Consider the following 10,914-nt stretch of genomic DNA (forward strand, 5'->3'; position numbering starts at 1 on the left):
GCTGGCCAAAATATGGTCGACCGTCGCGCGGACGAGCTCCGCCGGCGGAAACCCTGGATCGGGGGTCATCCTCCTCCCCCTCGAAATATACCCGCCCGACAGAAACACGTTCCCGCGGCTGCGGTTCGACTACACGGGACCCATGATCCTGTTTCGGGCTGAGCTGCGACGCTCCGCTCGGCTTCGTTGCTCAGGCCTTGAACATCCGCGCTGGAGCGTCGTCGGTCTGACGCGTCCATGATGCGGCCGCCTCCCTGCGGACCAGCCCCAACTATACCGTAAAATACTCCCGGTTGTCCGCTTCTGATTCAATGCTACTGGAGGTGGCTGGAGTTGGCGGTTGCTGCAGCCACGAGATAAGGCCGCCGGTGCGATGAAAAGAGCCATCGATAGATTTCCGGAGATGGCCCACCTGATCGGCCACCTGGCCGCGCAGAGCGAGGCCTTCCGTTCCCTGTGTGAGGATCACCAATTGGCGGTCGAGACGCTGGAAGGGCTCATGGCCCGCTATCCGACCAACGACAAGACCATCGGTGAATACCACACGCTGGTGAAGGAGCTGGAGGCCGACATCGCGACGGCCCTGCAGAGGATTGGCGCGTGACCGGATCGGGCGCCGACCGCACGGGACATCGATGCACGCCAGTCGTGAGAAACTGCAGCAGGTACTCGCGCGTTTGTGCCGAAGTGCCGCTCCGAGGGCTGTTACAGGCAAGTTACCCGAAGCTACCCGCACGCAACCTTGCGGCCTCAGCTTTCTTCTGCAGTCTCGGCTCTCGGCTTCGGCCATCGTCTCGACGACAACATGCTGGGAGGTCGCCATGATCGCATCGTGGATCAATGCACGGACGCTGAGTTGCGCCATCCTGTGTTCGTCCCTGCTCGCCGTGGGCGGCATGTCCCCGGTTGCTGCCCAGACGATGGGGGCCGGCGAGAACATGCTGACGACGATGACGGCGACGGTGCAGTCGGTCGATCTCGAAAAACGGACGGTGACGCTCAAGGACAGCGACGGCCGGGTGGCGACCTATAATGTCGCGCCGGAAGTGGTCAATCTGCCCCAGGTCAAGCCCGGCGACCGTGTCGATGTCAGCCGCTACGAAGCCGTGGCCATCGACGTGACCAAGGCGGCGGCCGGCTCGGTGCCGATGGCGATGCAGACCACGACGATGGCACGGGCGGAGGAGGGGGAGCTTCCCGCCGGGCAGGCATCGCGGATCACCAGCATCACGGCCCAGGTCGTGGGGCTCAACGCCGCGGAGCACAAGGTCGTGTTCGTCGGCCCGGCAGGGGGCATCCGCACGGTCTTCGTCAAGCGGCCGAAGCTCCAGGAGATGCTGCATGAGCTGAAAGTGGGAGACATGGTGCAGATTTCCTTCGCCGAGGCCGAGGTCGCATCGGTGACGCCGGCGCGGTAGGCGGACCGCCGCTCGGGTCCGGTTCGGCCCGGCGGGAAGCGAATGCACATGGGATCGGTCTGATCACGGTGCCGGTGCGCGTGACGAACGCTGCGCGCACCCGGCCGGGATAGCGGATCTCTCTCAGTCCTCGGCCGTCGTCCGCCGAAGACGACCGGGGACGCCGGTCCGAGCCTCCGCCGGGGCATGGGCGAGATCGTGCGCAAAGATGCTCGGGACCAGTAGAATCGGCCGTCGGCTTTTGAACGCCGGTGGGCGCACCCGCAGAGCCCGTGTCAACGCGAACACCGCGAAGACCGCCGCCGCGGCGGCCATGTAGTCGAACAGGCCGCGGATACCGAAAACCGACATTACACCGGAGCCCAGCAGCGGCCCGAGAATGGAGCCGGCGCCTGAGATCACGATGAGCCGGCCGCTGACGGAAACGGCGTGCTCTGCGGGCATGCGGTCGTTCGCGTGTGCCACGCAGACCGGATAGATCACCGACATGAAGCCGCCGAGGAGCAGCCAGCAGAGGAGAAACCAGTGGGGGCGTGCCCCAGGCGCGGTCAGTTGCGCAACGACTGCGAAGGCAAGCGCCGCGAGCCCGGCCACCAGGCGACGGTCGAAGCGGTCCGACAGGCGGGCGACGGGAATCTGCAGCAGGAGGCCGCCGAAGGTCGCGAGCGCCATGTAGGAGGAGATCTGCAGCAGGGAATAGGCGCTCGACTGCCCGTAAACCGGCACAAGGGCATAGAACGAGCCGGTAATGAGGCCGGCCACGAAGCACCCGGCGACGGCGACCGGCGCCGCCGTCGCGAGCTCGCCGGTCCGGAGCCTGCTGCCGGTCGTGACCACTGGCTGCTCGGCGCGGGTCGTGGCAACGACGACGAGAGCGGCACAGATCAGGATCGCGGCGAGGGCGAACAGCGTGAATTCGTCGGGGGATGCGAGATTGAGGGCGAACTGGCTGCCCGCGAAGGTCGCGTAGGTGGCCACCATGTAGGTCGCGAAGACAGTCCCGCGGTTGGCGCTGGTCGCCTTGACGGCAAGCCAGCTCTCGGTGGCGACGAAAAGGCCGGCGCAGCCGAAACCGGTGAGCGCCCTCAGCACCGCCCAGGGCGCCGGATGGAAATACAGAGCATGTCCAAGAACGGACCCAACGACCAGTGCGGCGAAGGCGGCGAAGGCGCGGATATGGCCTGTCCGCTGAATCAGGCGACGACAGAGAAGGGCGCCGGTCACATAGCCCGCGAAATAGGCCGAGGTGACGATACCGATGACGACCGGCTCGACATGCCCGGCGCTGAGACGGATGCCGATCAGCGTGCCCGTGTAGCCATTGGCCAGCTGGATCAGGCTGATGCCCAGGATCAGAGAGCCTACGGCCGCGAGGATTGCGATCATGTCACCTCCTTGATCACGGCGATCCCGCCTCGGTGTCACACCGCACGACGAAGGTTCGGTCGCGATCTCGGTGCAGGGGCTGGTCGGCTGCCAGGACTGCCACCTCATCTGATCGTTGCACTGCACGAAAATGTCAGTCGAAAAGGGGCGTATTTTGCGGAGAGAGTCTGTCACCAACAGCGGGCCTTCCGCGCAGAGGCGAAAGATTGCCCCTGCCGGGCCAGCGTGGGTGCCGCGGCCATCAGCCTGGTTGCGACGGAGCGAAGTCGGCGAGCCTGCGCATTCCTCCCTCGAAGGAGGATTTTGTCGGTCCGCTCCTGCCGGAGTATAGGCGATTCGAATTGTGAGATTTTGACATAGCGCAAATTCGAGCGGGATTACGCTCGAATGGCCATCAAGATCTCGGAAGCTACAAACGATTCGCCATCATTCTGCAATAAATTCGGCGTGACTAGCGGCGCAGGTGAACGCGCATCCGCGTAACCTACGGTAAAATACTTCATCCACTGCCCCGCCGCTGATGTGCTGCGCTTTGCTCAGGGTGGCGACCCGAGACAGACGCGCTCCATCAAGGACCAGGACGCTGGCCGTTCGACCGGCCGGCGCCAAACGGGGGCACCGAAATGGCCAACACCGCGGCAGATGTCTCCCTCGGCAATGTCTCATCCTCGTCCGCACCAGCCGCGGGCAAGCTCACGCTTGTCCCGCTGGTTGCTCTTGTCGTCGGCTCGATGATCGGCGGCGGCGTCTTCAACCTGCCGAGCGACATGTCGCGCGCGGCCTCGCCGGCCGCGATCGTGATCGGCTGGCTGATCACCGGCATCGGCATGCTGGCCCTCGCCTTCGTCTATCAGGGGCTGGCGCTGCGCAAGCCCGATCTGAACGCCGGCCCCTATGCCTACGCCAAGGCCGGCTTCGGCGATTTCATCGGCTTCAACAGCGCCTGGGGCTACTGGATCAGCGCCTTTCTCGGCAACGTCGCCTATGCGGTGGCGATCTTCTCGGCCCTGTCCTACTTCGCCCCGGTCTTCGGCGACGGCAACAACATCATCTCCATCGTCGGCGCCTCGCTCGCGCTGTGGGCCATCCACGCGCTCGTGCTGAAGGGCGTGAAGGAAGCGGCGTTCGTCAACGTCGTCACCACGATCGCCAAGCTGGTGCCGCTGCTGGTGTTCGTCGTCATCGGCGTCGTCGCCTTCAATTCCGATCTCTTTCTCGCCGCCTTCCGCAGCATGGGCCGGGCAACGGCGGAGGGGGGCGCCGGGCTCGGCAGCATCCTCGAACAGGTGAAGAGCACCATGCTGGTGACGCTCTGGGTGTTCATCGGCATCGAGGGGGCGAGCGTCTATTCCGGCCGCGCGGCCGACCGGCGGGATGTCGGGCGGGCGACGGTGATCGGTTTCGCCGGGGCTCTCATCATCTATGTACTCGTCTCGCTCCTGGCCACGGGCATCATGAGCCAGCCCGAGCTCGCCGGGCAGAAGGTGCCCTCCATGGCCGGCGTGCTGGCCTATGTCGTCGGCCCCTGGGGCGCGGCGCTGATCAATATCGGGCTCGTGGTCTCGGTCGGCGGCGCCTTCCTCAGCTGGACGCTGCTCTGTGCCGAAATTCCCTATACCTGCGGCAAGGACGGCACCTTCCCGCGCTGGTTCGCGAAGGAGAATGCGAGCCACACGCCCGTCAACTCGCTATGGGTCACGAGCCTCGCCGTGCAGGCGTTCCTGGTGCTGACCTATTTCTCCAAGGACGCCTACAACTTCTTCTATTTCATCGCCTCGGTGGCGATCCTGCCGCCCTATGTGTTCTCCGGCGCCTATGCGCTGAAGCTGGCACTGAAGGGCGAGACCTATGAGGGCGAGGACCGGCAGCGCCGGCGCGCGCTCATCACCGGCCTGGTCGCCACGGTCTACGGGGTGTGGCTCGTCTACGCGGCCGGCCTTCAATACCTGCTGATGGCGTCGCTGCTGTTCGTGCCGGGGCTCGTCGTCTATGCCATCGCCTGCCGCCAGCGTGGCGTCAGGCCCTTCGCCGGCAGCGACCTCATCATCGCCCTCGCGATCGTCGCCTTCGCCATCCTCGCCTTATATCTGATCGTCACTGGCATCATCAGCCCGCTGTGAGGCGCGACGTCATGGCCAGCAGCAGTTCCGGCACAAAGAGGCTGGGCGTCGTCGCCTGCACCGCGCTGGTGGTGGGCAACATGATCGGCTCGGGCGTGTTCCTGCTGCCGGCATCGCTGGCGGCCTACGGGCCAATGGCACTCGTCGGGTGGATCGTCACGGCGATCGGCGCCATGGCGCTGGCCATCGTCTTCGGGCGGCTCGCCCGCCTCGTGCCGAAGACGGGCGGACCCTACGCCTATACGCGCGCCGGCTTCGGCGAGTTCGCCGGCTTCCTCATCGCCTGGGGATACTGGATCGCGCTGTGGGCGGGAAATGCCGGCGTGGCCGTCGCCTTCACCGGCTATCTCGGCCATTTCGTGCCGGCCGCCGCACAGGGGGCGACGGGGCTCGCCGTGGCGCTGGCGGCGCTCTGGATCGTGACCCTGGTGAACATCCGCGGCGTCGGCACCGCCGGCATCGTCCAGGTCGTCACCACGGTGCTCAAGCTGCTGCCGCTGCTCGCGCTCGTGCTCGTCGGCCTTGCGGCCGTCGAGCCGGCCCGGTTCACCCCGCTCAACCCGAGCGGCATGGATCCCCTCGTCGCGATCGCAGCCTGCTCGGCGCTGACGCTCTGGGCGTTCCTGGGCCTGGAATCGGCAACCGTGCCGGCCGGCGAGGTCGACAACCCCGGCCGGACCATTCCGCTCGCCACCGTGCTCGGCACCAGCCTGGCCGCCGCTCTCTACATCGTCGTCACCATCGTCGCCTTCGGCACGGTGCCGCTATCCGAGCTCGGCGGCTCGACGGCGCCGCTGGCCCTGGTGGCGGAGCGGCTGTGGGGCCCCGTCGGCGGGTCCGCCATCGCGCTGGGCGCCATCGTCTCGACCTTCGGCACGCTGAACGGCTTCACCCTGCTCTCCGGCCAGGTGCCCTTCGGCGCCGCACGAGACGGGACCTTCCCGCGCTTTCTCGGCGAGAGCTCGCCCTCGGGAGCGCCGGTGAACGCGCTCATCGTCTCCGGCCTGCTGTCCAGCGCGCTGATCGTCATGAGCATGTCCCGCGATCTGGTCGACCAGTTCACCTTCATCATCCTGCTGGCGACGCTGACCAGCCTCGTTCCCTACATCTTCTGCGCTTTGGTCGAGCTCGTCCTCTATGCCACCGACCCGGCGCGCTATCGCCCGCCGGACCGCATCGGCGGGCTGATCGTGCTGGCGACGATCGCCTTCCTGTTCTCGCTCGGCGCGATCTACGGCGCCGGGGCGGAGGTCGTGTTCTGGGGCTTCCTGCTGCTGGTCGCCGGCCTGCCGGTCTTCGTCTGGATCAAGCGCCACACCCTCGCCCCCCGCAGGGCCGAGCAACTCGGGCCGGCCGCAGCCGCCAGCCCGACATTCGAGGAGACGCACTGATGTCGTTCAATCTCCGCAACCGCTCCCTCCTGACCGTGCAGGACTACACCCAGCGCGAATTCCAGTACCTGCTGGACCTGGCGCGCGACCTCAAGCGCGCGAAGTATTCCGGCACGGAGCAGGAGCACCTGAAAGGGAAGGAGATCGTGCTGATCTTCGAGAAGACCAGCACGCGCACGCGCTGCGCCTTCGAGGTGGCCTGCCACGACCAGGGCGCGCATGTGACCTATCTCGACCCGGCCGGCTCGCAGATCGGCCACAAGGAATCGTTCAAGGACACGGCGCGCGTGCTCGGGCGCATGTTCGATGCCATCGAGTATCGCGGCGCCTCGCAGACGGGCGTCGAGCAGCTCGCCAGATATGCCGGGGTGCCGGTCTATAACGGCCTGACCGACGAATACCACCCGACCCAGATGCTCGCCGACGTAATGACGATGCGCGAGCACTCCGACCGGCCGGTCCACAGCATCAAATACGCCTATGTCGGCGACACCCGCTCGAATATGGGCCATTCGCTGATGATCGCCGGCTGCCTGATGGGCATGGATGTGCGCATCGCCGGCCCACGCAAGCTGTGGCCGTCGGACGAGTTCGTCTCGATCGCCCGCGACCTCGAGAAGCGCTACGGCGCCACGCTCACGATCACCGACGACCCGGCCGCCGCGGTGAAGGATGTCGACTTCATCCACACCGATGTCTGGGTCTCGATGGGTGAGCCGAAGGAGGTGTGGGCCGAGCGCATCGAGCTGCTGATGCCCTTCCAGGTCAACACCGCGCTGATGAAGGCGAGCGGCAATCCGCGCGTGCGGTTCATGCATTGCCTGCCGGCCTTCCACGACACCGAGACCAAGGTCGGCAAGGACATAGCGGACAAGTTCGGCATCCAGGATGGGCTTGAGGTGACCGACGAAGTCTTCGAGAGCGAGGCCAACGTCGCCTTCGAACAGGCCGAGAACCGGCTGCACACCATCAAGGCGCTGTTGGTCGCGACGCTCGGGGAGTGATGCCATGCTTGTCGTCACGGCCCTCGGGGGCAATGCGCTGTTGCGGCGGGGCCAGGCGCTCACCGCGGAGAACCAGCGCGAGAACGTCGTCATCGCCGCCCGGGCGCTGGCCCCGATCGCGATGGAGCACCAGCTCGTCGTCAGCCACGGCAACGGGCCGCAGGTGGGACTGCTGGCGCTGCAGGGCGCGGCCTACACCAAGGTCGAGACCTATCCCTTCGACGTGCTCGGGGCCGAGACCGAGGGGATGATCGGCTACATGATCGAGCAGGAGCTGGGCAACCTGCTGCCGTTCGAGCGTCCGCTGGCCACGCTGCTCACCATGGTGGAGGTCGACCCGGCCGACCCGGCGTTCAAGAACCCGACCAAATTCATCGGGCCGATCTACACCAGGGAGGACGCGGACCGCATCGCCGCGGAGAAGGGCTGGACCTTCAAGGCGGACGGCGACTCCTTCCGCCGCGTCGTGCCCTCGCCGGTCCCGAAGCGCATCTTCGAGCTGCGCCCGATCCGCTGGCTGCTCGACCAGAACACGGTGGTGATCGCGGCGGGCGGCGGCGGCATCCCGACCATGTACGAGCCGGGCAGGGAGCGACGCCTCGTCGGCGTCGAATGCGTCATCGACAAGGACCTCGCGACGGAGTTGCTGGCGCGCGAGCTCGGCGCCGACCTGCTCGCCATCCTCACCGATGTCGACGCCATCTATGTCGACTGGGGCAAGCCCGGGGCGCGGGCGATCCGGCGGGCCTCGCCGGAGGCGCTCGCCGCCCTGTCCTTCCCCGCCGGTTCCATGGGGCCGAAGGTCGAGGCGGCCTGCCGCTTCGCCAAGGCCACCGGCAAGCGGGCCTGCATCGGATCGCTGAAGGACCTGTCCGGAATGATCGCAGGCACCGCCGGCACCACCGTCACCCTCGATGAGGGCGACATCCAGTATGCGGCCACCGCGGCCCAGGGAGCATCATCATGAGGCAGTTTGGCGTTCACTCCGAGGCCGGCATGCTGAGGACCGTGATGGTCTGCCGGCCGGGCCTCGCCCATAAGCGGCTGACCCCCGGCAATTGCCGGGAGCTGCTGTTCGACGACGTGCTGTGGGTCCAGGAGGCCCAGAAGGAGCACTTCAACTTCTGCAACAAGATGCGCGAATTCGGCGTCGAGGTGCTGGAGTTCCATGACCTGCTCGCCCGCGTCCTGGAAAGCAAGGAGGGGCGCGAATGGGTGCTGGACCGGCGCATCACCGCCAACCATGTCGGCTCCGGCATGCTGAAGGATCTCCGCGCCTGGCTCGATGAGTTGCCGGCGGCCAAGCTTGCCGAGCACCTGGTCGGCGGCATCGCCCGCTTCGAGCTGCCCTTCGAGCCGCGCGGCATGTTCGGGCGCTATCTCGGGCGCAGCGACTTCGTCATCCCGCCGGTGCCCAACACGCTGTTCACCCGCGACAATTCCTGCTGGATCTATGGCGGGGCATCGCTGAACCCGATGTACTGGCCGGCGCGCCGCCCGGAGACGCTGCTCGTCGCCGCCATCTACAAGTTCCATCCGGAGTTCCAGGGCGGCGACTTCAAGATCTGGTGGGGTGATCCGGACAAGGATTTCGGCCCCTCGACGCTCGAAGGCGGCGATGTCATGCCGGTCGGGAACGGGGTGGTCTTCGTCGGCATGGGCGAACGCACCACGCCGCAGGCGGTCGGCCAGCTCGCGCGGGCGCTGTTCGCCGGTGAAGCGGCGACCCGCCTGGTCGCCTGCCAGATGCCGAAGTCGCGTGCCGCCATGCATCTCGACACGGTGTTCACCCTCTGCGACCGCGACGTCGCCAATGTCTTCCTGGAGGTGTGCGAGCAGATCAAGTGCTACAGCCTGCGGCCGGGCGACGACGGCGAGGACGTCGACTATCATGTCGAGGACCGTCCTTTCCTGACCGAGGATGGCTCGGGCGTGGCCGCCGAGGCGCTCGGGCTGCAGCAGTTGCGCGTCGTCACCACGGGCGGCGACAGCTATGAGCAGGAGCGCGAGCAATGGGATGACGGCAACAACGTCGTCGCGCTCGCTCCGGGCGTCGTCGTCGGCTATGAGCGCAACCAGTACACCAACACCAAGCTGCGCAAGGCCGGCATCGAGGTCATCACCATCGAAGGCGACGAACTCGGCCGCGGGCGCGGCGGCGGGCATTGCATGACCTGCCCGATCCTGCGCGACCCGCTTCATTAGAATCGTCCCGGCAACCCGGCCTCGACGGAAGGAGATCCAGTCGTCATGCTGCCGTGAGGGATGGGAAGGGGGAGGGCGAAGTGAAGACGGTCCTTCTGGGTGGGGCGGCGTTGGCCGCCGCGGGCTTGGTCAGCACGATGCCGGCCTCGGCCGCAGACACGAACGTGACCTCGGGCCTCGAGCTGAAGATCAGCGGCTTCGTCGGCTTCCAGTCGACCCTGGTGCTGAGCGACAGCCAGGACAGCGATTTCGGCCGCGACTACGACTTCCAGTCCAACGCGCGACTGATCTTCGACATCAGGAACGTCACCGACACCGGCCTGGAGTACGGCGGCCGCATCCGGCTCGACTCGGTCAACCGCCGCGACAACGTCCAGGTTACGCGCGTCTATGGCTATCTGAAGGGTGCCTTCGGCACTCTGACCCTCGGCGACGCGCCGACGGTCGCCGACGACTTCGGCTATGTCTACGTCCATGATGATCTGGTCAGCGAGATGGGCGGCGGCGGGCTCAATTTCGGCGAACTGCTGGACGGCGACTTCCCGGTCGGCGGCGGCAACTTCTATTCGATCAACGCCACCTATCTCGCCGGGCTGACCAACCAGGACACCCGGATCAAGTATACCTCGCCGACCTTCAGCGGCTTCAGCTTCGGCGTCGACTTCACCCCATTGGTCGGCGGCGCGGACCATGCCGGCAACGGCGGCCGCAACGACCTGTTCAACGACGACGAGACCTATTACGAAAACGTCGTCGTCGCCGGCGTGAACTACCAGGAGACGTTCGGCGACTGGTCGGTCCGGGCGGCGGCCACAGCGGCCTATGGCCACGGCACCCAGACCTCGGCCTCCGGCGCCAACCCGAACGGCAATGATCTCGAGGTCTACACGCTCGGCGCCCAAGGCGGCTATCAGGGCATCTATGCCAGCATCAACTGGACCCATAATGAGAGCATCGCCTTCGCCGACAAGCCGGTCGACACCATCATCGGCGACGTCAGCTATATGTGGGACCGCTATCTGGTGTCGCTGTCCTACGCCTATACTTGGTCCGACCGGGGCAACGGCCTGGACTCACAATACACCAGCGGCGAGGATCTGAGGGACAATCACATTGTCGGCGCGAACTTCACCTACACGCTGGCTCCGGGCCTGAACACCTATGCCCAGGTGATCTACGAGAAGCAGAACTTCCGCCAGGGCCAGGATTTCGAGAACGCCAACCTCATCACCGGCATCCTCCTCGGATTTTGAACAGCTTAGGGTTCGATGAGCAACGCATACGGGCGAAACCATGGCAGAGATATCGGCGATGGTACCGGGTCGACGCTTGTCGGCGTGATCAACGCCGGTTCGTCCTCGCTGAAGTTCACGTTCTACGAGGACGACCA

9 protein-coding genes are annotated in these 10,914 nt (G+C 66.2%); 8 read left to right on the top strand and 1 reads right to left on the bottom strand.

Annotated elements, in window-relative coordinates; all coding sequences use genetic code 11:
• The first annotated feature begins 403 nt into the window (after positions 1 to 403).
• Together FFK22_RS39150 and FFK22_RS39155 are read left to right on the top strand one after the other, a co-directional pair.
• Entirely contained in the window at positions 404 to 604 is a 201-nt protein-coding gene (locus FFK22_RS39150; protein ID WP_138893289.1) for a hypothetical protein, read from the top strand.
• Between the two features lie 217 nt (positions 605 to 821).
• Positions 822 to 1,418, top strand: a complete 597-nt coding sequence (locus FFK22_RS39155) for a hypothetical protein (protein WP_138893288.1) — start codon at positions 822 to 824, stop codon at positions 1,416 to 1,418.
• A gap of 123 nt (positions 1,419 to 1,541) precedes the next feature.
• Here the strand turns inward: FFK22_RS39155 and FFK22_RS39160 are convergent, their stop codons facing one another.
• Positions 1,542 to 2,804, bottom strand: a complete 1,263-nt coding sequence (locus tag FFK22_RS39160) for an MFS transporter (RefSeq protein ID WP_186002909.1) — start codon at positions 2,802 to 2,804, stop codon at positions 1,542 to 1,544.
• 623 nt (positions 2,805 to 3,427) lie between these two features.
• On the opposite strand from FFK22_RS39160, the gene arcD reads away from it, so the two are divergent.
• The 6 genes from arcD (at position 3,428) to FFK22_RS39190 (ending at position 10,777) form a co-directional block, all read left to right on the top strand.
• Complete coding sequence (arcD, locus tag FFK22_RS39165) at positions 3,428 to 4,924, top strand: arginine-ornithine antiporter (protein ID WP_138893286.1); 1,497 nt, start codon at positions 3,428 to 3,430, stop codon at positions 4,922 to 4,924.
• An 11-nt stretch (positions 4,925 to 4,935) separates the two neighbouring features.
• Positions 4,936 to 6,315 carry an amino acid permease gene (locus tag FFK22_RS39170; protein WP_138893285.1) on the top strand — a complete coding sequence of 460 codons (1,380 nt, stop codon included), beginning with the start codon at positions 4,936 to 4,938 and terminating at the stop codon, positions 6,313 to 6,315.
• Positions 6,315 to 7,319, top strand: coding sequence for an ornithine carbamoyltransferase (locus FFK22_RS39175; RefSeq protein ID WP_138893284.1), 1,005 nt, complete (start codon positions 6,315 to 6,317; stop codon positions 7,317 to 7,319). Before FFK22_RS39170 ends, FFK22_RS39175 begins: the two co-directional genes overlap by 1 nt.
• A 4-nt stretch (positions 7,320 to 7,323) precedes the next feature.
• On the top strand, positions 7,324 to 8,286 hold the full coding sequence (gene arcC / locus FFK22_RS39180) for a carbamate kinase (protein WP_138893283.1): 963 nt from the start codon (positions 7,324 to 7,326) through the stop codon (positions 8,284 to 8,286).
• A 29-nt stretch (positions 8,287 to 8,315) separates the two neighbouring features.
• The gene (locus tag FFK22_RS39185; protein ID WP_306770243.1) at positions 8,316 to 9,524 is read left to right on the top strand and encodes an arginine deiminase; all 1,209 of its coding nucleotides are present in this window, start codon (positions 8,316 to 8,318) and stop codon (positions 9,522 to 9,524) included.
• 80 nt (positions 9,525 to 9,604) lie between these two features.
• Positions 9,605 to 10,777, top strand: coding sequence for a porin (locus FFK22_RS39190; protein WP_138893281.1), 1,173 nt, complete (start codon positions 9,605 to 9,607; stop codon positions 10,775 to 10,777).
• Positions 10,778 to 10,914: the final 137 nt, after the last annotated feature.

This window comes from Mycobacterium sp. KBS0706, from assembly GCF_005938675.2.
Lineage (GTDB): Bacteria > Pseudomonadota > Alphaproteobacteria > DSM-16000 > Inquilinaceae > Inquilinus.

Coding starts and splice junctions, on each gene's coding strand:
- FFK22_RS39150 (WP_138893289.1), top strand. CDS start 404: ATGGCCCACCTGATCGGCCACCTGGCCGCGCAGAGCGAGGCCTTCCGT.
- FFK22_RS39155 (WP_138893288.1), top strand. CDS start 822: ATGATCGCATCGTGGATCAATGCACGGACGCTGAGTTGCGCCATCCTG.
- FFK22_RS39160 (WP_186002909.1), bottom strand. CDS start 2,804: ATGATCGCAATCCTCGCGGCCGTAGGCTCTCTGATCCTGGGCATCAGC.
- arcD (WP_138893286.1), top strand. CDS start 3,428: ATGGCCAACACCGCGGCAGATGTCTCCCTCGGCAATGTCTCATCCTCG.
- FFK22_RS39170 (WP_138893285.1), top strand. CDS start 4,936: ATGGCCAGCAGCAGTTCCGGCACAAAGAGGCTGGGCGTCGTCGCCTGC.
- FFK22_RS39175 (WP_138893284.1), top strand. CDS start 6,315: ATGTCGTTCAATCTCCGCAACCGCTCCCTCCTGACCGTGCAGGACTAC.
- arcC (WP_138893283.1), top strand. CDS start 7,324: ATGCTTGTCGTCACGGCCCTCGGGGGCAATGCGCTGTTGCGGCGGGGC.
- FFK22_RS39185 (WP_306770243.1), top strand. CDS start 8,316: ATGCTGAGGACCGTGATGGTCTGCCGGCCGGGCCTCGCCCATAAGCGG.